Here is a 19,268-nt window from a genome sequence, read left to right on the forward strand (position 1 = left end):
TGATTGGAAGCGTATTAAAAACAACAAACAAATTCTAACAAATCAAAACAACCCTTCAGATTTGAAGCTAAAAAAACTTTTATCGCTAACGATAATATGATCATGTATCTTTATTTTAAAAGGAGCAAGAGCATTGGAGATATGACGTGTAACTTCTATATCTTCTTTAGAAGCCTTAGTATTTCCTCCCGGATGATTATGAACCATAATAATAGCAGATGCATTTAAAAATAAAGCTCTCTTGGTAATCTCTCTAGGGTACACGCTCACTTGATCAACAGTGCCATATTCTTGTAAGTCTTCATCAATCAATTCATTCTGATTATTTAAGTAAATGATAAGAAAAACTTCTTTCTTAAGATGCCCTAGTACAGCACGGCAATAATCAAGCAAACTCTGCCAGGAAGAAATGATAGGTTTATCAATAACTTCTTCCCTAGTAAGTCTAACAACACTTTCCTTAATAAGCTTAAAGCAAGCAAGCGTATTTTTCCTTACTCCTTTTACCTCCAGCAATGATTCATGATCTGCGTTAATCACTTTAGCAAAACTACCATATTTATTAATAAGGTTCTTAGCTAAAGCCTTAGTATCTTTTCGTGGAATAGCCATAAATAACAATAATTCCAAGAGCTCATAATCTTGCATTGATCCTGGCTTTGAGTCCATCAATCTTTCTCTAGCCCTTTCTCTATGACCAATGTAATGCTGCATATATAATTTCATTGCGAAATTGATAAAAAAGACATATTATTATGTGTCTCGTTATTAATTAGGTACATTAACCTAATTTAACTAAAAATACAAATTAAAAGGCACAACAATATGACCGCTGAACAAAATTATAATGCTGATTCAATAAAAGTTCTAAAAGGTTTAGAAGCTGTAAAAAAAAGACCTGGTATGTATATAGGGGATACTGATGATGGATCCGGTCTACATCACATGGTTTATGAAGTTGTTGATAATGCTGTCGATGAGTCCTTAGCTGGACATTGTGATAAAATATTAGTAACTCTACATCAAGATGGATCTGTTTCTGTTGAAGATAACGGGCGTGGTATTCCAGTTGACACACATGAAGAAGGCGTCTCAGCAGCTGAAGTTATAATGACTCAACTTCATGCCGGAGGTAAATTTGATCAAAATTCATATAAAGTATCTGGTGGGTTACATGGCGTTGGGGTATCCGTTGTAAATGCCTTATCATCAAAATTAACATTAAATATTTGGAAAAATAATGCAGAATACCTTATTAGTTTCTCTGACGGTGTAGCCGATGGACCATTAGAAAAAATATCTACTAATTCTAATAAAAAAGGAACAAAAGTAACTTTCACTGCTTCAAAAGAAACATTTACAAAAACCGATTATGACTTTTCAACTCTTGAACATCGTTTCCGTGAACTGGCTTTTCTAAATTCAGGAGTAAGAATTATTCTTACTGATTTACGTGAAGATAACCCTCACCAAGTAGAGTTATATTATGAAGGTGGAACTAAAGCTTTTATTCACTACATTGATAAAGGTAAAACAGCAGTTCATGAAAGCATTGGACTATTAGGAACTAAAGATCATATTGTAGTAGATATAGCTTTACAATGGAATGATAGTTATCATGAAAATATTCTTAGTTTTACTAATAATATACGCCAAAAAGACGGAGGAACACACGTAAGTGGCTTTAAGTCCGGATTAACAAGAGTGGTTAATAAATATTTAGAAGCTACCGCAAAAAAAGAAAAAATTCATTTTACTGGAGATGACGCCAGGGAAGGACTGAGCTGTATTCTCTCTGTAAAAATGCCAGACCCTAAATTCTCTTCGCAAACCAAAGATAAGCTAGTGAGCTCAGAAGTTAGAGCTGTGGTTGAAGGACTAGTTTATGACAAATTAGACCAATGGTTTGATGAACACCCTCATGAAGTAAAAAAAATTGGTGCAAAAATTATAGAAGCTGCTAATGCTAGAGAAGCTGCGCGCAAAGCTCGAGAAATAACCCGCCGTAAAAGTGCTCTAGATATAAGTAACTTACCTGGGAAATTGGCAGACTGCCAAGAGAAAGACCCTACGTTAAGTGAATTATTCTTAGTAGAGGGAGATTCGGCAGGTGGATCTGCTAAACAAGCACGCAGTAGAGTAACCCAAGCAATCCTTCCTTTAAAAGGCAAGATTCTTAATGTTGAAAGAGCTAGATTTGATAGAATGTTAGCCTCACAAGAAATTGGCACTCTAATAACCGCTTTAGGTACTGGAATTGGGAAAGAAGAGTTTAACATTGAAAAACTACGCTACCATAAAATTATTATCATGACAGATGCTGATGTTGATGGCTCTCATATTCGTACATTATTACTTACTTTTTTCTATCGACAAATGCGTGAGATTGTTGAACGTGGATATTTATACATTGCCCAACCTCCTTTATATAAAGTAAAAAAAGGCAATCATGAAGCTTATCTTAAAGATGAAAAAACACTTCAAGATTATTTAACCAATATAGTAGTAGAAAATACAATTCTCACATATGGTAATAATAATACCTTAACTCCAGAAACACTTCGTGAATTACTAGATAAATGCGATAAATTCACTCATATTATTCAGACATTAGGAAATAAATTACCCAATGAAGTATTTCAATTTGGAGCATTAGGAGGATTATTTAATCAAGATATATTTGACAATAATGCCATCTTAAAAACCACAACTGACAATGTAGTTAACAAACTAAATCAATACCATCTCAAAGATAGAATAATTTGGTCAGCTATACTTGATGAAAATAAGTGTGTTTTTGAAAAACGTATGCGTGGTTTAGTAGAAAAATTTGTAGTTGATAAAGCTTTAATAGGATTAGCTGAGATTATCACTCTTAATAAACTAGCTAAAGAAATAGCAGATTATTTTGATGATAGCATGATGCAATTTAAGCAAGCAGAGCCACTCCCTGTATCTACTCCTAGTGAACTTTTAAATAACAGCTTAGAACAAGCTAGAAAAGGTTTATATATACAACGCTTTAAAGGTTTAGGAGAAATGAATGCCGACCAATTAAGAGAAACAACTTTAGACCCAGAAAGACGTACATTACTTCAAGTTAAAGTACATCACATAGGTGAAGCTGAAGAAGTTTTCTCAACTTTAATGGGGGATGCTGTTGAACCAAGAAAAAACTTTATTCAAGGTAATGCAATGTTTGTTAAAAATTTGGACGCATAAAACAATAATATATGTAGAGTCCTATAATAATCTATAGCACTCTCTATAACCATTAAAGGTATCAAAACAGATAATTTTAAATTAGAGCTTTTAGAGAAAATACCCTCCTCTACCAAGAGAATGGTTTATCAAGGCCATATTAAAGATGAGTATGGCAGTGGAGTTATATGTAATTATAAACCACTCTATATCATCGCTAAAAATAGTGATAATAAAACTATCGCTGTTCTTTCTGCTTATACTGCATATGCAGAGATTTACGTGGATGACCTTTGGGTTAAACCTAAATATCGTAGTAAAAATATAGGAAGAAAATTACTTAACAACCTTGAAGAAAGTTTTAAAAACAAAGGCTATAACAATATAAATCTAGTTACTAACGGATTCCAAGCAGCAGAATTTTATAAAAAATGTGGGTTCAAACAAGAGTTTGTTCGCGAAAATAAACAAAACCCTAAACTTACAAAATTTTTCTTTATTAAACACTTTGATAATCCTATACAAACCCAAGGTATTATAAAAAAAACTACTCTCTAGTATTATTTTTATTCCTAACTAATAATACTTGCTGCAGAGTTATACATAGTAAATAAGCAATAGCTAAAGTTACAATAGTGTCACTTAAATAATGAGTGCCTTTAGCAATTTGATATATCCCCATAATCCACCCTAAAGATAAACTAAACAACAAAGACCATATTTTTAATACTTTACTTGGCATAACAAAATATAAAGATATTAACGCGAAACCACCAGAAGCATGCCCAGCAGGAAAACATTTACCTGTATGATTAAAAAATATTGCCCCATTAAACATATCAAATGGCGAAATATATAATTTCTCACCACCAAATTCTTCAATAAAATTAGGACAGTAAATAGGACTATAATGTTTTAATATAGCAACAGTTAGAGGAGTAAATATTAATATTAATATTAAAAACAATAATTTTTTTTGTAATTCGATACTTTCCTTATAATACCTTAATTTAATTAGCCATAAAATCATAAAAACTCCGTAAATAGCAATAATATATTTAGGTAACTTGTAGAAAAAGAATTTTAAAATCATATTATCTCTAGCAACTAACCAAAGCTTACTTTCAGGATAAAAAAATAATGATTGAAATTTAAGGTCTAAATTGTTGTAATGAATTATAGATAAAGTTAGTAGCAAAACTACAAGACAGGCAATAAAACGATGAATATAAGTCATATATAATGTCACAAGATATTTTAATTTTTGACCGTAATCTACTATTACAAAAGAGATCTAATGCAAGATTAAACAAAGCTGACTTTCTCATCAAGCGTTCACTAGAAGACATTCAAGAAAGATTAAATGAAACAACTAAAGACTTTACATCCACATTATATCTAGGACAGAGAGATTACCCTCTTTCCACTGATTTGATCTACCAACATAAAATAGAAAGAGTAATAGAAACTGAACTATTTTTCAATAATTCTAATAGTAATAACATACAAATTATAGTAGACGAAGAAAATTTGCCCTTTGCGAATGAGAAGTTCGATCTTATTATTAGCTTATTAAACCTTCATAAAGTGAATGATCTGCCAGGCTGCCTTATACAACTTAGAAATAGCTTAAAACCTAATGGCATCTTAATAGCTTCAATGCTTGGAGAAAAGACACTACCAGAATTACGTGCAACGCTAGCAAAAACTGAGATTGAACATTGTGGTGGAATCAGCCCTAGAATGATGCCATTAATAGAACTTAAACAACTTGGTTCTCTTCTCCAAAGAGCTAAATTTAATATGCCAGTTATTGATAAAGATCATGTAGAAATTCATTACTCTAATCCACTAGAACTTCTATATGATCTACGCAACATGGGAGAAACCAATATAATGCTTAATAGAAATAAAAAATATGTTGGAAAAGAATTCTGGAAGAAATTTCGTAAAAATTATATTAATGATTTCTGCACAGAAGATAATTTATACAGTGCTAGTTTTGAAATTCTAACTTTCATTGCTGTTAAATAACTTTCTTTAGATATAAAAAAAGGCCTTCAATAGGCCTTTTTTTATATGACAATTTGCAGTAAATATGCTTATGAAGCCTTAGCTTTTTCTTCAACATTTTTTACAGTTTTAACAACTTTCTTTGAGTTAACTTTCGGTTCTTCTTTTGCTACAATATCTTTTATATTTAGCTGACCATAATCCTTACCTTTAGCATCAATATCACGATCAACAAACTCTATAACTGCTAAAGGCGCCATATCTCCATATCTGAATCCAGCTTTCATAATTCTTAAATACCCACCGGATCTTGATGAATACCTAGCAGCCATTACATCTATTAACTTAGCCACAGCTATATCTGATCTTAACAAGGAATGAAGTTTCCTTCTAGACATCAAATCGCCCTTCTTAGCTAGAGTTATTAATCTTTCTACTGCTGGACGTAAATATTTTGCCTTAGGCAAAGTAGTTGTTATTTGCTCATGAAGAACTAAAGCAACAGCCATGTTAGAAAGCATAGCTTTACGATGGCTACTTGTTCTATTTAATTTTTTACTTTTAATACCGTGTCTCATAACCTAAATATCTTTTTAATAAGGATTTTCATATTTTTTAGCTAACTCTTCAATTTTTTCTGGCGGCCACTCAGGGATTGCCATACCAAAGGTTAAACTCATTGTTGATAATACTTCTTTTATTTCATTGAGAGACTTACGACCAAAATTAGGAGTCTTAAGCATCTCACCTTCTGTTTTAATCACCAAATCCCCAATATAAACAATATTATCATTCTTTAAGCAATTTTGTGATCTAACAGAAAGCTCTAATTCATCTACTTTGCGCAATAAATTTGGATCAAATTTTAGTTCTTCAATATCAGAACTTTTCTCTTCTACAACTTCTTCAAAAGCAATAAACAGTTGCAACTGATCTTGTAAAATTCTAGCTGCCAAGCCCACTGCTAACTCAGGAGTAACAACTCCATTTGTCTCAACAGTTAAGATTAATTTATCATAATCTGTAACTTGACCAACACGAGTATTTTCAACTTTATAAAACGCTTTTTTAATAGGACTAAACAAAGCATCTATTGGAATTAAACCGATAGGATCATCGTCACTCCTCATTTGGCTTGCAGGAACATACCCATTACCTGTTTCACAAGTTATTTCAACATCCAAATTAGCTCCATCTGCAAGAGTACAGATTACATGATCTGGGTTTAGAATCGTGACATCAGCTCCAGTTTCAATCATACCCGCAGTTACAACACATGGCCCAACCGCATTTAGCGAAAGTTTCTTACGCTCAGAAGCTTCCATATGAACTGTAACGCCTTTAAAATTCAACACGACATCTGTTACATCTTCTTTAACACCAGCAATAGAAGAAAACTCATGGACAACACCTTCAATTTGAATAGATGTAATTGCTGCACCTTGTAGAGATGAAAGCAAAACTCTTCTTAAGGCATTTCCTAAAGTTAACCCAAAACCTGGTTCTAAAGGTTCTATTAAGATTTCAGCTAAATTTGGACTATTCAAATTTACCATTAATTTTGAAGGCTTGATTAACTCATTCCAGTTTTTAGACAATTGCACCATATTAGGTTTCCTCAAAAAATCACTAAATTAATTGTTATTGTAATTATACTCTTCTGCGCTTAGGCGGTCTACATCCGTTATGAGCAACAGGAGTTATATCTTTAATTGAAGCTATAGAAAAATGCCCTCCCAAAGCTTTCAAAGCTGCCTCTCTTCCATTTCCAGGGCCTGTAACCCTCACTGATATTGTTTTTAAACCATGTTCTTTAGCTATACCAGCTGCATGATCAGCAATAAGTTGAGCAGCATGAGGAGTAGATTTCTTAGCTCCCGTAAAACCATGCATACCTGCTGATGACCACGAAATAACATTTCCACGCAAATCTGAGATTGCGATAATTGTGTTATTAAAAGTAGCCTTAATATGAGCAACTCCAACTACAATATTTTTTCTAGCTTTCTTTTTTATGCTCTTAGTATCATTTTTAGACTTAGACATTATCTACCTTATTTCTTTTTATTAGCTACAGTTTTAGCTTTACCTTTTCTAGTTCTTGAGTTCGTTCTAGTACGCTGCCCTCTAACGGGAAGACCTCTACGATGACGAATACCTTCATAAGAACCTAAATCCATCTTAGTTTTAATATTATTCATTACAATACGTCTGCGTTCACTTTCAACTACATATTCTTTATCCAGAATTTCACGCAATCTAACAATTTGATTGTCATCTAATATTGATGCCCTGATATCTTCTTGTATACCAAGTTTTTTACAGATATCAGAAGCCGTTGAATGACCAACGCCATATACATAAGTTAACGCTATAACCAACCTTTTATTATCAGGTATATTTACGCCTGCTACACGAACCACAAATTTATCTCCCAATGAGAATTAATAATTTTAAAAGTAAAGACTTGTATAATAATTTCTTTTTTATTTTAGTCAAGACTTCTATTAGAATTTATAGAAATTTTGTATAAAAATTACAAGATATTATAACAAAAACTACTTTAATTTAAATATTCTACTATTCTTTTTGATATCGAATCAACAGATTGCTCAGCATCAATTCTTATCAATTTGCTCTTATAGTACTCTAATAATGGAGCTGTAGATCTATTATAAATCTTCAACCTCTCCTTTACTACTTCTTCAGAATCATCTGATCTTTGACTAAAATTACTGGAATGACATTTACCACATTTATTTATTGTAACATCATTTGAAAAAAATTTGTTATAAATCTCTCCACAATCATTACATATATATCTTCCTGTAATCCTCTTTACCAGAACCTCTTCATCCAAATCAAAATAAAATACCACATCTACCACAGACTTATACTGTTTTAGAATAACTTCTAAAGACTGTGCCTGTTTAACATTTCTAGGATAACCATCAAGTATAACTCCAGGAACATCCTTATTGTTGTTATAAAACTGTTCAATCAACTCATTGACTATCTCATCGGAGACTAATCCCCCTTGACTAAGAGTAGACGCAATATTTTTAGCTAATGCATTTTCTTGCTTAGCTATTTTTCTTAGTAAGTCTCCTGTAGAAACTTTTACATATTTGTTTTTCTCTTCAAGTAAAGCTGCCTGCGTTCCTTTTCCACAACCTGGTGGACCTAATAAAACAACGTTCTTTAGCATTATTTCCGTCCTTTATTAGACTTTTTAAGTAACCCTTGATATTGCTTAGCAAATAAATGAGTTTGAACCTGATTTACTGTATCCATAACCACATTCACTACAATCAATATACTAGTTCCTCCTAAATAAAAAGGAACTGAATATTTTGATATCAATAACTCTGGTAAAACACAAATCAAAGATAAATATGCGGCCCCTATAACTGTTATTCTGGTTAATATATAATCAAAATAAGAAGAAGTGTTATTCCCAGGGCGTCTTCCAGGTATAAAACCACCATATTTCTTAAGATTTTCTGCGGTTTCTTCAGGGTTAAAAATAATTGCTGTATAAAAAAACGAGAAAAATACTATTAACAACACATATAAAACTAAATATAAAGGCTTACCATGCCCTAAATATAAAATTATTGTATCTAAAATCCCAACCTCTTCAGAACTATCCTGACTAAAATTTGCTATTGTTAAAGGAAATAATAGTAAAGAACTTGCAAATATTGGTGGTATTACCCCTGCTGTATTAATCTTAATTGGTATATGACTATTATCACCTTCATAAATTTTATTTCCAACCTGACGACGTGGATATTGAACAGGTATTCTGCGTTGTGATCTTTCAACAAAAACAATTAAACCAATTAAAGCAATACTAATAGATAATATTATCATTATAACAAATATTGATAATGCTCCTGTTCGACCTAAATCAAATATTGCTGCTAATGCACTTGGTAGACCCGCAACTATCCCTGAAAATATAATCAAAGAAGTTCCATTACCTATACCCCGAGCTGTAATTTGCTCACCTAACCACATTAAAAAACAAGTTCCACCAGCCAAAGTAGTTACCGCAATAATCCTAAAAAACAAACCTGGATCTGTTACAGCTGCTCCAGCTGCAGTATTCATCGACTCCAAACCAACTGCTATCCCAAAAGCTTGAAATAAAGACAACAGTACTGTTGCATATCGAGTATATTGATTTACTTTCTTTTTACCAGACTCTCCCTCTTTTTTTAGCATTTCTAGAGGCTTATAAACAACAGACATAATTTGAATGATAATAGAAGCAGTGATATATGGAGTAATAGACAATGCAAAAATAGACATTCTCCCTAACGATCCACCAGAAAGCATATTAAACATTCCCAAAACACCACCAGCGTTTTGCTGCGCTAATTCTTGTAATACCAAAGAATTAATCCCGGGAACAGGTATGAATGACCCTAATCGAAATACTACTAAAGCGATCAAAGTATAAATTATTCTATTTTTTAACTCATCCGTTTTATCTAACATATCTCAACCAGGTAAGTATTATCTATATTATAAAGTTTTATATAAGTGTCAAAAATCACTATATATTTTTAAAGACCGTAGAATTAAAGCTCTTGCTCTTCTGATGGAAACACTACTTTACCACCACTTTTATTTACAATCTCAATTGCTTTAACAGAAGCAAAATCAACCTCAATAGTAGTTGGATAATTAAATTCCCCCTTAGCTAATAATTTTAAAGGCATATTATATTTCTTTATTATATTAAGATCCACCAGCATCTCTTTAGTAATTCTATCTTTACTAATTCTTCCCGATTTAATAAATTGATCCAAGTCACCTAAATTAATTACATTAAATTCTAATTTATTTATAGAATTAAATCCTCTTTTAGGAAGCCTTCTATATACAGGCATTTGACCACCCTCAAAACCTTTAACAGCTACCCCAGATCTTGCTCTTTGACCTTTATGCCCTTTTCCAGAAGTTTTACCAGCCCCAGAACCAATACCACGACCGATACGTTTAGGATTTTTTTTAGCACCAGACTGTGCAAGTAATGTATTTAATCTCATATTTTTTACCAACTCTTATGAATGCTCTACTTTAATCAGATGTTTCACTTTAGCTACCATTCCCATCACATCTGAGGTTTCAAATAAGGTACGAGAACGACCTATTTTATTCAAGCCTAAACCAATTAAAGTTTTGCGTTGAGACTTTTCTCTACCTATTGAACTACCAATCTGTGTCACAGTAACAAACTTTTTCTTACGCTCGGTTTCTTTTTTAACCATGCCTTTACCTTCTAGAACTTATTAAAATTAATATTATTAAGCTTATTCTTTAACCTTACGACTACCATATATTTCACCAACTTTTTTATGGCGTCTTTCAGCCACTTGCTTTGGTGAAGCTAATTTACTAAGAGCATCAAATGTAGCGCCAACCATATTATGAACATTAGAAGAACCTAAAGATTTAGCTACAACATCATGCAACCCTAACATTTCAAAAACAGCACGCATTGCTCCACCTGCAATAATACCAGTACCAGCTGGAGCAGATCTTAAGATAACTTTACCAGCGCCATATTGCCCTACTACATCATGATGAATTGTACGATTTTCTTTTAAATGTACTTTTATCATATCCTTTTTAGCTGCCTGAGAAGCTTTTGTCCTAGCTTCCATAACTTCTTTTGCTTTACCCAAACCGTATCCAACTCTTCCTTTGCCATCACCAGCCACAATCACTACTGAGAAACCGAATCTTCTACCACCTTTTACAACTTTAGCAACTCTTTTTACTGAAACTAACACTTCTTTATTTTCAGATTCATTGCTTGAATTTTCATTATTACGTGCCACTATGCTATCCTTTACCTTATATTAAAATGATAATACTTCTCTTGCTGCGTCAGCTAAAGCCTGAACTTTACCATGGTAAAGTTTGTCACCACGATCAAAAACTACATCCTTAACTCCAGCTTTCTGAGCTTTTTGCGCAATAAGCCGACCAACTTTAGCGGCAGACTCAACAGTAGACTTTTTTACCAAATCTTTCAACTCAACACTTCTTGTAGACGCTGCCGCTAATGTAACACCTTTTGAATCATCTATAATCTGAGCATATACATGTCCATTAGAACAAAAAACGCTTAATCTCGCTCTATCATTACGTCTTTTTCTTAATTTATATCTTACACGACTAGATAATCTAATTTTACGTGAATTTTTATCTAAACGACTACTCATAGTATTTACCTATTTTTTCTTCCCAACTTTACGAACAATAACTTCGTCACTATACTTAACACCCTTACCTTTATATGGCTCAGGTTTTCTTAAGCCTCTTATTAAAGCAGAAACTTCACCAACTAACTGCTTATCAAAACCAAAGATATCAATCTGAGTTGGCTTAGGGCATTTTATTTCTATTCCTTTTGGAATTATATATTTTATATCATGACTATAACCTAAATATATTGTAAGAATATTTCCACTAACTGCAGCTTTATAACCTACTCCATTTATTTCTAGTGTTTTAGAAAACCCCTTAGAAACACCTATAATCATATTATTGATTAATGTACGAGACAATCCCCACATTGACCTATCTTTTTTATCCTGTCCCTTAGGAGAAACTATAATTTTTCCTTCCGTTTTATTATATTCAACAATCACATTACGATTAAATGCATAACTTAAACGACCAAGTTTACCGTTTACTACAACAGAGTCATCAGATAATTCTACTGCAACTTCAGCAGGAACCATAACTGGTTGTTTTCCAATACGCGACATATTAACTTCCCCTTAGAATACTGTACATAACACTTCACCACCAACATTATGGTGGATTGCATTTTTGTCTGAAATAACGCCTTTAGGAGTTGAGATAACTGCTACCCCAAGACCATTACAGAATTTTTTTTCTTTTAAATCTTTAGTCGAATAATAAATTCTTTTTCCAGGCTTAGATATTTTTGTTATTGTTTTAATAACTCCAGAATTCTCAAAATACTTCAACTTAATATTTAATACTGATACGTTACTACGTATCTCTTCCCTTGAAAAGGAAGAAATAAATCCTTCTTCTTTTAAAACTAACAACACTGCTTCATGTAATTGAGAATAAGGCGCTTGGACATAAGCTAAGTGAGCTGATTGTCCATTTCTTATTCTAGTTAACATATCCGCTAAAGGATCACTATTGCTCATAATTTATACTCTCCTACTACCAACTTGATTTTATTACACCAGGCAATTTACCAGATGCAGCAAGCTCTCGCAACATATTTCTACAAAGCCCAAAAAAGCGGTAATTACCTCTTGGCCTACCAGTTACTGCACACCTTCTTCTAACCCTTACCAACGAACTATTTCTTGGTAACTTAGATAATTTCTGTACAGCAGCAAATCTTTCTTCCATAGGCAGATCTTTACTATAAATAATATCCTTTAACATAGATCTTTTTTTTATAGAACTAAATGCCTTAGCTGTTCTTTTTTTATTTTTATCAATCGAACTTACTTTTGCCATATTATTAAATACCTAAATCAAAGTTAATTAAACGGAAAATGCATAGCAGAAAGCAATGCCTTTGCTTCTAAATCTGTCTTTGCTGTTGTTACAATACTTATATCCATCCCTCGAATGACATCTATTTTATCATAATTTATTTCGGTAAAAACTATTTGCTCTTTCACACCAAATGAAAAGTTTCCTCTACCATCACAGTTTTTAATCGTGAAAGGCCTTAAGTCTCTACATCTAGGTAAAGCTATTAAAATTAAACGCTCTAAGAATTCATACATTCTTTTTCCACGAATTGTAACTTTACAACCAATTGGCATCTCAACTCTAGTTTTAAAAGCTGCATTTGCTTTTTTAGCCTTACAAATTACTGGCTTCTGACCTGATATTAATGTCAGATCATTAATAGCATTGTTTATAATTTTACTATCCTTTACAGCTTCGCCTACACCCATATTAATACAAATTTTAGAAATTTTGGGAATTTCCATTTTGTTTTTATAGTTAAACTCAGCTTGTAACTTTTTTATAACTGTATCTTTATACAGTACATCAAAACGATCCATCTGTTTTCCTCTTAAAGTTTTGATAAAACTTTTATAGTTTTTAGAATTATCTCCTAAAGTTAATCTATTCTATCACCACGATAGATTTATTTAGTTTCTAGCACTTCACCAGATTTCTTAGCCACTCTTACCTTCGTCCCATCTTCTAGAATTTTAAAAGATAGCTTGGTAGCTACTTTATTTATAGGATCCAAATAAGCAATATTAGAAATTCTAATCTTAGCTTCTTTCTTTACAATTCCACCAGACTCTGTTCTAGTTGGCTTCTGATGCTTAGTTATAATATTAACACCCGAAACTAATGCACGGCCCTCGGAAGGAAACATTTTTAATATTTCACCTGTTTTCCCTCTATCCTTGCCTGTGATTACTATAACTGGATCACCTTTTCTTAATTTTTGTTTTACCATTGACTTCACCATTATTATAATACCTCTGGGGCTAAAGAAATAATTTTACTAAAATTTTTATTACGCAACTCTCTACTCACTGGCCCAAAAACACGAGTACCTATAGATTCTCCCTGTTTATTAATCAATACAACAGCGTTTGAGTCAAACTTAACATAGCTGCCATCACTGCGACGCACTTCTTTAGCAATTCTCACAATAACAGCTCTATACTTCTCACCCTTCTTTACTTTTCCTCTAGGAACGGCAGACTTGACTGACACAACTATAACATCACCAATACTAGCAATCATTCTATGTGACCCACCTAAAACTTTAATACACTGCACTTGCTTTGCACCAGAATTATCAGCTACTTCTAGCCTTGTTTGCATCTGAATCATAACTTTTCCTCTTCCCTAATTATAAATTAGGCATAAACCACATGCCATTTTTTTGTTTTTGAAACTGGAGTAGACTCAATAATTTTCACTGTATCACCCTCAACATAACGATTTTCTGGATCATGAGCTGCATATTTTTTAAATACACTAACCGTTTTACCATATTTAGGATGAGAATACCTTCTCTCCACTTTTACAGATACTGTTTGTTCTGCTTTATTACTTACAACTATCCCCTGTAATATTTTCTTAGGCATCACTTCCTCCATTTGAAGAAGACATTATATTTATCAATGTTTTAATTCTAGCAACGGACTTTTTAACAACTGACACTCTAGATGTATTGCTTAAAGTTCCGTTAGTTTTTTGAAAGCGCAAATTGAATAACTCTTTCTTACTATTAGCAAGTAGAACTGTTAGTTCATCTACGGTTTTACCTTTTAATTCAGCACTCTTCATCGCTTAACTCCATACACGCTTAACAAATCTTGTTTTAATGGGTAATTTTGCACCAGCTTTTTCAAAGGCAGCTCTAGCAATGTCTTCAGGAACACCATCTAACTCAAAAAGGACCTTACCTGGCTTTACTCTACATGCCCAATATTCTGGAGCACCTTTACCTTTACCCATACGGACTTCAGCTGGTTTAGATGACACAGGAAGGTCTGGAAAAATCTTTATCCATAATTTCCCTTGACGCTTGATAAAACGAGTAATAACCCTTCTAGTTGCCTCAATTTGTCTTGCTGTTATTCTTTCAGGCTCTAACGCCTTTAATCCATAACTACCAAAAGCTAAACTAACACCAGCTTTAGCAAATCCATGAATTCTGCCTTTATGAGCTTTACGAAACTTTGTTTTCTTGGGACTTAACATATGTTAAAACCTTTTTAAAATTAAATACGTTTACTATCTACTGATTCTTTTTTAACTGAATCACCTTTATATACCCACACCTTAACACCAATCACACCATAAGTGGTATTAGCTCTAGCTACTCCATATTCTATATTAGCTCTTAAAGTATGAAGAGGAACCCTACCTTCACGATACCATTCCGTTCTAGCAATCTCCGCTCCTCCAAGACGACCAGCACAATTAACTCTGATACCCAAAGCACCAAATCTCAGAGCTGACTGCATCGACTTTTTCATTGCACGCCTAAAAGACACACGCTTTTCTAATTGTTGAGCTATTGACTCAGCAATTAAAATCGCATTAGACTCTGGCCTCCTCACTTCAACAATATTAAGATGTATTTCACAGCTAGAAAGTTTAGTTAAATGAGCTTTTATCTTTTCAATATCAGCGCCTTTACGACCTATTACAACGCCAGGCTTAGCTGTATGAATTGTTATAACTAATTTTTTAACCAAGCGCTCAATTTCTACTCTAGCAATAGAAGCTTGCTCCAGAGCCTTCCTAATATAAGCTCTAATTTTTAAATCTTCATGAAGCTGAGCTGCGTATTCTTTATTTGCATACCAAACAGATTCTGTTTGCTGATTAACGCCAATTCGTAGCCCAATAGCATTTACTTTCTGACCCATGAGTTAACTCTCCTTAACTTCAATTAATTTAATTGATAGGTTACTAAAAGGCTTTTCAATTCTAAAACCTCTACCTCTTGCTCTCGCTCTAAAACGTTTCATTACTATCGCCTTACCAACTAAAACTTCCGCAACAAACAAATTATCAATATCTAAATTATGATTGTTTTCTGCATTTGCTACAGCAGACTGCAAACACTTTAAAACATCTTTTGCTATTCTTTTCTTAGAAAAAGATAACTGCATTAATGCATTACTGACATGTAAATTTCTAATTAACCCAGCCACTAATCCTAACTTACGTGGACTTACTCTTAGGTTATTTGACATTGCGCTAGATGTATTAGCCATATTTAAATTTTTTTCTGCTTTCATAACCACCACTATTTCTTAGATTTTTTATCGCCACTATGGCCATTAAAAAGCCTTGTTGGTGAAAATTCACCAAATTTATGACCAACCATTTCTTCACGAACAGTTACAGGTATGTGTTTTTTACCATTATAGACCATGAACGTTAAACCAACAAACATTGGAATAATCGTTGATCTTCTTGACCAAATTTTTATCACCTCACGTTTGCCACTAGTAAGGATTTTAGTTGCTTTTTTTATAAGAAAACCATCAACAAACGGTCCTTTCCAAACTGATCTAGCCATATAACTTACCTACTTTCTACCTTTCTCTGAACGTCTAGATCTAAGAATAAACTTAGACGTCAACTTATTCCTACGAGTCTTTTTACCCTTAGTTGATTTACCCCAAGGAGTACATGGATGCCTCCCTCCTGAAGTTCTACCTTCACCACCACCATGTGGGTGATCAATAGGATTCATCGCCACACCACGAACAACAGGCCTCCTACCAAGCCATCTATTTCTACCAGCCTTACCTATCATTATATTCTGCTGGTCAGAGTTAGAAACCACACCAATAGTAGCCATACAATCGATAGAAACAACCCTTAACTCACCTGAGCGAAGCCTTAATTGAGCATAACCAACATCTTTACCAACTAGCTGAGCATAACAACCAGCTGATCTCGCAATCTGAGCACCTTTGCCAGGCTTCATTTCTATATTATGAACAATAGTTCCAATTGGAATGCTTTTTAATGGCAAAGCATTTCCTATTTTAATATCAACATTCACACCAGAAACAACCTTATCACCAACAACTAGTTTTTGAGGGGCTATGATATAAGACATTTCTCCGTCTACGTATTTAATTAAGGCAATGAAAGCTGTACGATTTGGGTCATACTCGATTCTCTCTATACTCGCTTCCACATCAATTTTATTACGCCTAAAATCAACAATACGATATTTTTGTTTATGACCGCCACCCTTATGCCAAGATGTAATTCTACCTTGGTTATTTCTTCCACCAGTAGAATTCTTACCTACAGTTAAAGTTTTTAATGGCTTACCTTTCCACAACTTAGAACGATCAACTATAATAGTCCCACGAAGTGATGGCGTTACTGGATTAAACGTTTTTAAAGACATTCTATACCCCTGATGTAAAATCTATTGTTTGGCCCTGCTTCAAAGTGACAACAGCTTTTTTTTGCCCTTTTCTAAACCCTTCACGGCCTTTGAACATTTTTCTTTTTCCTTTAAGATTAGACATATTCACTTGCAAAACCTGAACATTAAATATAGCCTCAACAGCTTTTTTAACCTTGTTCTTATTAGCGAAAGGAGAAACCTCAAAAGAAAACTTACCTAATTCCGTAACAGCCGCAGCTTTTTCAGTAATTATAGGTTTTTTAATAATATCATAATAATCTGCATTTATCGTAGTCATTACTGTAACCTTTCCTCCAAAGCGCTTAATGCTTCCGTAGTTAATATTACTACATCATGCTTTAAAATATCATAAACATTCGCACCAATAGTTGGCAAAATATCAATATTCATTAAATTATCTGCTGCCCTCATAAAATTTCGGTCCGTCATTTTTCCATCAATTAATAAAATTGACTTACAAGCAAAATTATTTAACTTAACATTCAACAAAGATGTTTTTGGCTCACTCAACACAGCACGATCCAAAACTATCAACTTCTTATCAGCTAACTTACTAGACAATGCTATTTTTAAACCTAACTTTCTAACTTTTTTAGGCAAATTAGTTTCATGCGAACGAACTACAGGCCCAAAAATCACTGCTCCACCCTTGCATTGAGGAGCTCGTAAAGTTCCTAGGCGAGCATTACCTGTACCTTTCTGCTTATAAGGCTTTTTGCCAGTCCCCGAAACCTCACTCAAACCTTTTGTCTTATGGGTACCACTTTGCTTTCTTGATCTCTGCCAATTAACTACACTATGCAATATATCAGACCTAATTGCCTGACCATAAATGTCTTCTTTCAGAGATACTTCGCCTACCACTTGATTATCTAAATTTCTAACTGCAACTTTCATTGAGCCACTCTCCATCATTATTCTCAATTTTCATTTAACCTTGAACCAAGGTAGGACGTGGTGCAGCCTTTGGTAAAGCTTTTTTTACTGCATCTTTAATTAACACATAATTGTCCTTATGTCCAGGCACGGCACCCTTAATACCGATTAAATTTTTCTCTTGATCAACAAACATAACTTTTAAATTTTGAGCTGTAACTCTTTTAGATCCCATTTGCCCAGGCATTTTCTTACCTTTCGCTACCTTACCAGGATCTTGACACTGACCAGACGAACCACCAGAACGATGAGCTATAGAAACACCATGACTTGCTTTCAAACCACGAAAATTCCACCTTTTCATCCAACCAGAAAAACCTTTACCAATACTAGTTCCAGTCACATCAACAAACTGACCAACAACAAAATGCCCCGCTGTTAAATTAGAACCTGCACCTACTACATCTTGTTCATCTACTCTAAACTCCACTAATTTTCGTTTAGGAGCAACACTATTTTTTGCAAAATGACCTTTTAAAGGATTAGTTAAGTTTTTGAGCTTTACCGCACCTGTGCCAACCTGTAACGCAGAATAACCCGCAACATCGTGATTCAGAACTTGCACAACTTGACAATCTTCAACCTTCAATAAAGTAACAGCAGTTACTGCTCCACCCTCATCATAGATGGTTGTCATACCCATTTTTTTTGCAATTAAACCCGTTCTCATTACTGATCTCCAACTAGCTTGATTTCTACACCTACCCCAGCTGCAAGATCAACCTTCATAAGAGACTCAACAGTTTGGGAAGTAGAATAACTTATTATAACTAAACGCATATAAGTCCGTATTTCAAATTGCTCACGAGACTTCTTATCAATGTGCGGCGAACGATTTACTGTAAACCTTTTAATTCTTCTTGGCAATGGTATCGGACCACTTATTTCAGCGCCAGTTCTATTAACCGTAGCAACTATCTCTTTAGTAGCCTTATCGAGCAACTCGTGATCAAACGCTTTTAATCTAATTATAATTTTTTGATTGTTCATCGTTTTTAACAACCCCAATATTTATTTTAAAATTTTAGCAACAACGCCAGCACCAACAGTGCGACCACCTTCACGAATAGCAAATCTTAAGCCTTCATCCATTGCGATAGGAGATATTAATTCAACTTTTAAGTTTACGTTATCTCCTGGCATTACCATTTCT

General features: G+C 33.6%; 33 protein-coding genes. 3 read left to right on the forward strand and 30 right to left on the reverse strand.

The window, feature by feature from the left end; translation table 11 throughout:
* Nucleotides 1–42: 42 nt before the first annotated feature.
* Nucleotides 43–714 (reverse strand): DNA repair protein RadC, encoded by a 672-nt coding sequence (gene radC / locus N4A31_05070; protein ID MCT4635592.1) that lies wholly within the window; start codon nt 712–714, stop codon nt 43–45.
* A 111-nt stretch (nt 715–825) separates the two neighbouring features.
* On the opposite strand from radC, the gene gyrB reads away from it, so the two are divergent.
* On the forward strand, nt 826–3,222 hold the full coding sequence (gyrB, locus tag N4A31_05075) for a DNA topoisomerase (ATP-hydrolyzing) subunit B (GenBank protein MCT4635593.1): 2,397 nt from the start codon (nt 826–828) through the stop codon (nt 3,220–3,222).
* Between the two features lie 120 nt (nt 3,223–3,342).
* Complete coding sequence (locus N4A31_05080) at nt 3,343–3,759, forward strand: GNAT family N-acetyltransferase (GenBank protein MCT4635594.1); 417 nt, start codon at nt 3,343–3,345, stop codon at nt 3,757–3,759.
* On the opposite strand, the gene N4A31_05085 is transcribed toward N4A31_05080, so the two are convergent.
* Nucleotides 3,749–4,438 carry a phosphatase PAP2 family protein gene (locus N4A31_05085; protein ID MCT4635595.1) on the reverse strand — a complete coding sequence of 230 codons (690 nt, stop codon included), beginning with the start codon at nt 4,436–4,438 and terminating at the stop codon, nt 3,749–3,751. The two genes, N4A31_05080 and N4A31_05085, sit on opposite strands and share 11 nt — an antisense overlap.
* Nucleotides 4,439–4,443: 5 nt before the next feature.
* Here N4A31_05085 and N4A31_05090 point away from each other — a divergent pair, with 5 nt between their 5' ends.
* Complete coding sequence (locus tag N4A31_05090; GenBank protein MCT4635596.1) at nt 4,444–5,235, forward strand: class I SAM-dependent methyltransferase; 792 nt, start codon at nt 4,444–4,446, stop codon at nt 5,233–5,235.
* Nucleotides 5,236–5,303: 68 nt separating this feature from the next.
* Here the strand turns inward: N4A31_05090 and rplQ are convergent, their stop codons facing one another.
* From rplQ to tuf, 28 genes are all read right to left on the reverse strand, one after another.
* Nucleotides 5,304–5,792, reverse strand: a complete 489-nt coding sequence (gene rplQ, locus N4A31_05095; GenBank protein ID MCT4635597.1) for a 50S ribosomal protein L17 — start codon at nt 5,790–5,792, stop codon at nt 5,304–5,306.
* Between the two features lie 15 nt (nt 5,793–5,807).
* Nucleotides 5,808–6,821 (reverse strand): DNA-directed RNA polymerase subunit alpha, encoded by a 1,014-nt coding sequence (locus N4A31_05100; protein MCT4635598.1) that lies wholly within the window; start codon nt 6,819–6,821, stop codon nt 5,808–5,810.
* 43 nt (nt 6,822–6,864) lie between these two features.
* The gene (gene rpsK / locus N4A31_05105; GenBank protein ID MCT4635599.1) at nt 6,865–7,260 is read right to left on the reverse strand and encodes a 30S ribosomal protein S11; all 396 of its coding nucleotides are present in this window, start codon (nt 7,258–7,260) and stop codon (nt 6,865–6,867) included.
* Between the two features lie 8 nt (nt 7,261–7,268).
* Complete coding sequence (gene rpsM, locus N4A31_05110; protein MCT4635600.1) at nt 7,269–7,637, reverse strand: 30S ribosomal protein S13; 369 nt, start codon at nt 7,635–7,637, stop codon at nt 7,269–7,271.
* 140 nt (nt 7,638–7,777) lie between these two features.
* Nucleotides 7,778–8,422 (reverse strand): adenylate kinase, encoded by a 645-nt coding sequence (locus tag N4A31_05115; protein MCT4635601.1) that lies wholly within the window; start codon nt 8,420–8,422, stop codon nt 7,778–7,780.
* Nucleotides 8,422–9,720 (reverse strand): preprotein translocase subunit SecY, encoded by a 1,299-nt coding sequence (gene secY / locus N4A31_05120; GenBank protein MCT4635602.1) that lies wholly within the window; start codon nt 9,718–9,720, stop codon nt 8,422–8,424. Before secY ends, N4A31_05115 begins: the two co-directional genes overlap by 1 nt.
* 83 nt (nt 9,721–9,803) lie before the next feature.
* Nucleotides 9,804–10,274 (reverse strand): 50S ribosomal protein L15, encoded by a 471-nt coding sequence (rplO, locus tag N4A31_05125; GenBank protein MCT4635603.1) that lies wholly within the window; start codon nt 10,272–10,274, stop codon nt 9,804–9,806.
* A 15-nt stretch (nt 10,275–10,289) separates the two neighbouring features.
* On the reverse strand, nt 10,290–10,496 hold the full coding sequence (rpmD, locus tag N4A31_05130) for a 50S ribosomal protein L30 (GenBank protein ID MCT4635604.1): 207 nt from the start codon (nt 10,494–10,496) through the stop codon (nt 10,290–10,292).
* A gap of 42 nt (nt 10,497–10,538) precedes the next feature.
* The gene (gene rpsE, locus N4A31_05135; GenBank protein MCT4635605.1) at nt 10,539–11,069 is read right to left on the reverse strand and encodes a 30S ribosomal protein S5; all 531 of its coding nucleotides are present in this window, start codon (nt 11,067–11,069) and stop codon (nt 10,539–10,541) included.
* Between the two features lie 21 nt (nt 11,070–11,090).
* A complete protein-coding gene (rplR, locus tag N4A31_05140; protein ID MCT4635606.1) occupies nt 11,091–11,456 on the reverse strand; it encodes a 50S ribosomal protein L18 in 366 nt (121 codons plus the stop codon).
* A gap of 9 nt (nt 11,457–11,465) precedes the next feature.
* A complete protein-coding gene (gene rplF, locus N4A31_05145; protein MCT4635607.1) occupies nt 11,466–12,005 on the reverse strand; it encodes a 50S ribosomal protein L6 in 540 nt (179 codons plus the stop codon).
* 12 nt (nt 12,006–12,017) lie between these two features.
* Nucleotides 12,018–12,422: a 30S ribosomal protein S8 gene (rpsH, locus tag N4A31_05150; protein ID MCT4635608.1), complete on the reverse strand. Its 405-nt coding sequence runs from the start codon at nt 12,420–12,422 to the stop codon at nt 12,018–12,020.
* Nucleotides 12,423–12,438: 16 nt separating this feature from the next.
* Nucleotides 12,439–12,744 carry a 30S ribosomal protein S14 gene (gene rpsN, locus N4A31_05155; protein MCT4635609.1) on the reverse strand — a complete coding sequence of 102 codons (306 nt, stop codon included), beginning with the start codon at nt 12,742–12,744 and terminating at the stop codon, nt 12,439–12,441.
* 23 nt (nt 12,745–12,767) lie between these two features.
* A complete protein-coding gene (rplE, locus tag N4A31_05160; GenBank protein MCT4635610.1) occupies nt 12,768–13,304 on the reverse strand; it encodes a 50S ribosomal protein L5 in 537 nt (178 codons plus the stop codon).
* An 86-nt stretch (nt 13,305–13,390) separates the two neighbouring features.
* Complete coding sequence (gene rplX, locus N4A31_05165; protein MCT4635611.1) at nt 13,391–13,714, reverse strand: 50S ribosomal protein L24; 324 nt, start codon at nt 13,712–13,714, stop codon at nt 13,391–13,393.
* 14 nt (nt 13,715–13,728) lie between these two features.
* Nucleotides 13,729–14,097: a 50S ribosomal protein L14 gene (rplN, locus tag N4A31_05170; protein MCT4635612.1), complete on the reverse strand. Its 369-nt coding sequence runs from the start codon at nt 14,095–14,097 to the stop codon at nt 13,729–13,731.
* A gap of 26 nt (nt 14,098–14,123) precedes the next feature.
* The gene (rpsQ, locus tag N4A31_05175; protein MCT4635613.1) at nt 14,124–14,354 is read right to left on the reverse strand and encodes a 30S ribosomal protein S17; all 231 of its coding nucleotides are present in this window, start codon (nt 14,352–14,354) and stop codon (nt 14,124–14,126) included.
* Nucleotides 14,347–14,556, reverse strand: a complete 210-nt coding sequence (gene rpmC / locus N4A31_05180; GenBank protein MCT4635614.1) for a 50S ribosomal protein L29 — start codon at nt 14,554–14,556, stop codon at nt 14,347–14,349. The genes rpsQ and rpmC overlap by 8 nt, the downstream gene beginning before the upstream one ends.
* Nucleotides 14,557–14,559: 3 nt before the next feature.
* Nucleotides 14,560–14,973: a 50S ribosomal protein L16 gene (rplP, locus tag N4A31_05185; protein MCT4635615.1), complete on the reverse strand. Its 414-nt coding sequence runs from the start codon at nt 14,971–14,973 to the stop codon at nt 14,560–14,562.
* Nucleotides 14,974–14,993: 20 nt separating this feature from the next.
* A complete protein-coding gene (rpsC, locus tag N4A31_05190; protein MCT4635616.1) occupies nt 14,994–15,647 on the reverse strand; it encodes a 30S ribosomal protein S3 in 654 nt (217 codons plus the stop codon).
* A gap of 3 nt (nt 15,648–15,650) precedes the next feature.
* Nucleotides 15,651–16,022, reverse strand: coding sequence for a 50S ribosomal protein L22 (rplV, locus tag N4A31_05195; GenBank protein ID MCT4635617.1), 372 nt, complete (start codon nt 16,020–16,022; stop codon nt 15,651–15,653).
* A gap of 8 nt (nt 16,023–16,030) precedes the next feature.
* Entirely contained in the window at nt 16,031–16,306 is a 276-nt protein-coding gene (rpsS, locus tag N4A31_05200; GenBank protein ID MCT4635618.1) for a 30S ribosomal protein S19, read from the reverse strand.
* Between the two features lie 9 nt (nt 16,307–16,315).
* A complete protein-coding gene (gene rplB, locus N4A31_05205; GenBank protein MCT4635619.1) occupies nt 16,316–17,155 on the reverse strand; it encodes a 50S ribosomal protein L2 in 840 nt (279 codons plus the stop codon).
* 1 nt (nt 17,156) lies between these two features.
* Entirely contained in the window at nt 17,157–17,456 is a 300-nt protein-coding gene (gene rplW / locus N4A31_05210; GenBank protein ID MCT4635620.1) for a 50S ribosomal protein L23, read from the reverse strand.
* Nucleotides 17,456–18,076, reverse strand: coding sequence for a 50S ribosomal protein L4 (gene rplD / locus N4A31_05215; GenBank protein ID MCT4635621.1), 621 nt, complete (start codon nt 18,074–18,076; stop codon nt 17,456–17,458). The genes rplW and rplD overlap by 1 nt, the downstream gene beginning before the upstream one ends.
* 34 nt (nt 18,077–18,110) lie before the next feature.
* Nucleotides 18,111–18,785, reverse strand: a complete 675-nt coding sequence (gene rplC / locus N4A31_05220) for a 50S ribosomal protein L3 (GenBank protein MCT4635622.1) — start codon at nt 18,783–18,785, stop codon at nt 18,111–18,113.
* Nucleotides 18,785–19,105, reverse strand: coding sequence for a 30S ribosomal protein S10 (gene rpsJ / locus N4A31_05225; GenBank protein ID MCT4635623.1), 321 nt, complete (start codon nt 19,103–19,105; stop codon nt 18,785–18,787). The genes rplC and rpsJ overlap by 1 nt, the downstream gene beginning before the upstream one ends.
* A 21-nt stretch (nt 19,106–19,126) precedes the next feature.
* A partial coding sequence (gene tuf, locus N4A31_05230) for an elongation factor Tu (protein ID MCT4635624.1) occupies nt 19,127–19,268 on the reverse strand: 142 nt, incomplete at its 5' end.

The organism is Rickettsiales bacterium (genome assembly GCA_025210695.1).
Taxonomy (GTDB): Bacteria; Pseudomonadota; Alphaproteobacteria; order Rickettsiales; family CANDYO01; genus CANDYO01.

Coding starts and splice junctions, on each gene's coding strand:
- rplX (MCT4635611.1), bottom strand. CDS start 13,714: ATGGTAAAACAAAAATTAAGAAAAGGTGATCCAGTTATAGTAATCACA.
- rplF (MCT4635607.1), bottom strand. CDS start 12,005: ATGTCGCGTATTGGAAAACAACCAGTTATGGTTCCTGCTGAAGTTGCA.
- N4A31_05090 (MCT4635596.1), top strand. CDS start 4,444: ATGTCACAAGATATTTTAATTTTTGACCGTAATCTACTATTACAAAAG.
- rplP (MCT4635615.1), bottom strand. CDS start 14,973: ATGTTAAGTCCCAAGAAAACAAAGTTTCGTAAAGCTCATAAAGGCAGA.
- rpsC (MCT4635616.1), bottom strand. CDS start 15,647: ATGGGTCAGAAAGTAAATGCTATTGGGCTACGAATTGGCGTTAATCAG.
- N4A31_05080 (MCT4635594.1), top strand. CDS start 3,343: ATGGTTTATCAAGGCCATATTAAAGATGAGTATGGCAGTGGAGTTATA.
- secY (MCT4635602.1), bottom strand. CDS start 9,720: ATGTTAGATAAAACGGATGAGTTAAAAAATAGAATAATTTATACTTTG.
- rpsH (MCT4635608.1), bottom strand. CDS start 12,422: ATGAGCAATAGTGATCCTTTAGCGGATATGTTAACTAGAATAAGAAAT.
- rplV (MCT4635617.1), bottom strand. CDS start 16,022: ATGAAAGCAGAAAAAAATTTAAATATGGCTAATACATCTAGCGCAATG.
- N4A31_05085 (MCT4635595.1), bottom strand. CDS start 4,438: ATGACTTATATTCATCGTTTTATTGCCTGTCTTGTAGTTTTGCTACTA.
- rplN (MCT4635612.1), bottom strand. CDS start 14,097: ATGATTCAGATGCAAACAAGGCTAGAAGTAGCTGATAATTCTGGTGCA.
- rplE (MCT4635610.1), bottom strand. CDS start 13,304: ATGGATCGTTTTGATGTACTGTATAAAGATACAGTTATAAAAAAGTTA.
- rplO (MCT4635603.1), bottom strand. CDS start 10,274: ATGAGATTAAATACATTACTTGCACAGTCTGGTGCTAAAAAAAATCCT.
- rpsK (MCT4635599.1), bottom strand. CDS start 7,260: ATGTCTAAGTCTAAAAATGATACTAAGAGCATAAAAAAGAAAGCTAGA.
- rpsQ (MCT4635613.1), bottom strand. CDS start 14,354: ATGCCTAAGAAAATATTACAGGGGATAGTTGTAAGTAATAAAGCAGAA.
- rpmC (MCT4635614.1), bottom strand. CDS start 14,556: ATGAAGAGTGCTGAATTAAAAGGTAAAACCGTAGATGAACTAACAGTT.
- rplC (MCT4635622.1), bottom strand. CDS start 18,785: ATGAGAACGGGTTTAATTGCAAAAAAAATGGGTATGACAACCATCTAT.
- rplQ (MCT4635597.1), bottom strand. CDS start 5,792: ATGAGACACGGTATTAAAAGTAAAAAATTAAATAGAACAAGTAGCCAT.
- rplB (MCT4635619.1), bottom strand. CDS start 17,155: ATGTCTTTAAAAACGTTTAATCCAGTAACGCCATCACTTCGTGGGACT.
- rpsJ (MCT4635623.1), bottom strand. CDS start 19,105: ATGAACAATCAAAAAATTATAATTAGATTAAAAGCGTTTGATCACGAG.
- N4A31_05100 (MCT4635598.1), bottom strand. CDS start 6,821: ATGGTGCAATTGTCTAAAAACTGGAATGAGTTAATCAAGCCTTCAAAA.
- rplR (MCT4635606.1), bottom strand. CDS start 11,456: ATGAGTAGTCGTTTAGATAAAAATTCACGTAAAATTAGATTATCTAGT.
- N4A31_05115 (MCT4635601.1), bottom strand. CDS start 8,422: ATGCTAAAGAACGTTGTTTTATTAGGTCCACCAGGTTGTGGAAAAGGA.
- rplW (MCT4635620.1), bottom strand. CDS start 17,456: ATGACTACGATAAATGCAGATTATTATGATATTATTAAAAAACCTATA.
- gyrB (MCT4635593.1), top strand. CDS start 826: ATGACCGCTGAACAAAATTATAATGCTGATTCAATAAAAGTTCTAAAA.
- radC (MCT4635592.1), bottom strand. CDS start 714: ATGCAGCATTACATTGGTCATAGAGAAAGGGCTAGAGAAAGATTGATG.
- rpsN (MCT4635609.1), bottom strand. CDS start 12,744: ATGGCAAAAGTAAGTTCGATTGATAAAAATAAAAAAAGAACAGCTAAG.
- rpmD (MCT4635604.1), bottom strand. CDS start 10,496: ATGGTTAAAAAAGAAACCGAGCGTAAGAAAAAGTTTGTTACTGTGACA.
- rplD (MCT4635621.1), bottom strand. CDS start 18,076: ATGAAAGTTGCAGTTAGAAATTTAGATAATCAAGTGGTAGGCGAAGTA.
- rpsS (MCT4635618.1), bottom strand. CDS start 16,306: ATGGCTAGATCAGTTTGGAAAGGACCGTTTGTTGATGGTTTTCTTATA.